1 protein-coding gene is annotated in these 1,014 nt (G+C 62.7%); it reads left to right on the top strand.

All coding sequences use genetic code 11. The features are described 5' to 3' along the window. Nucleotides 1-156: 156 nt before the first annotated feature. Nucleotides 157-1,014: histone deacetylase family protein (locus tag ACXJ5O_RS28160; protein ID WP_457302787.1), on the top strand; the 858-nt coding region annotated here is incomplete at its 3' end.

The following is a 1,014-nucleotide window of genomic DNA, read 5'->3' as shown; positions in this document are numbered from 1 at the left end:
CGGTAACACCCAGGTTCCCTCATGGTGAGCTAGTCGAACCACGCACCATTTTGTCGAAGAAAAGGCCTGACGACCGCGGACTGCGTTTCCGTTTTGACTCTCGATTGGCGTAATGCATGAATACAGCCGACGATGGCGCCAGGGACGGAAAGGCTCATGAAAACATTCTGTGCGGACGAGCAGAAGCACCATAACCCCAAGGGCTTTCTGTCGAGCGGCGCGCCGAGGCCCAATCCGGAAAAGCCGGAGCGGATCGAGCGGCTTCTCGCGGGTGCCCGAGCGGCGGGGAGTTCTATCCATCGCCCCGCCAATCACGGGCTCGGCCCGATTGCGGCCGTTCACACGCCCGAATATCTGGAGTTCCTGCAGACTATCCATGGGCGCTGGCAACTGATCCCCGGGGCCTCGGAAGAAGTGGTTCCCAATATCCATCCAATCAGCCGCACGGGCAGCTATCCGGCTTCCGCCGTGGGGCAGGCGGGTTATCACATGGCCGATACCGCATGTCCCATTTCGGCGGAGACCTGGGAAAGCGCCTGCTGGAGTGCCTGGGCCGCGGTCGAAGCGGCCGAGGCGGTCATGTCCGGCGAGCCGGCTGCCTACGCGCTGTGCCGGCCGCCGGGCCACCACGCCTTCGCCGATGTCGCCGGCGGCTTTTGCTTCATCAACAATTCAGCGGTCGCAGCGCAAAGACTGCGCAAGAATGCCGCCCGCGTCGCCATCCTCGACGTCGATCTGCATCATGGCAATGGAACGCAAGGCATCTTCTATGCACGTTCCGATGTGCTGACCGTTTCGATCCACGCCGATCCGGTGCGGTTCTATCCGTTCTTCTGGGGCTATGCCGACGAGCGCGGCGAGGGCGCCGGCCTCGGCTACAATCACAATCTGCCGCTCGTGCGCAAATCCGGCGACGAGGTATTCCTGGAAGCACTTGCTGCCGCAAGAAGCCGCATCGAAGCCTTCGCGCCGGAAGCATTGGTCGTGGCGCTGGGGCTCGATGCTTTCGAAGGC

This window comes from Phyllobacterium sp. P5_D12 (genome assembly GCF_054049495.1).
This window is presented reverse-complemented; position numbering and strand designations above follow the sequence as displayed.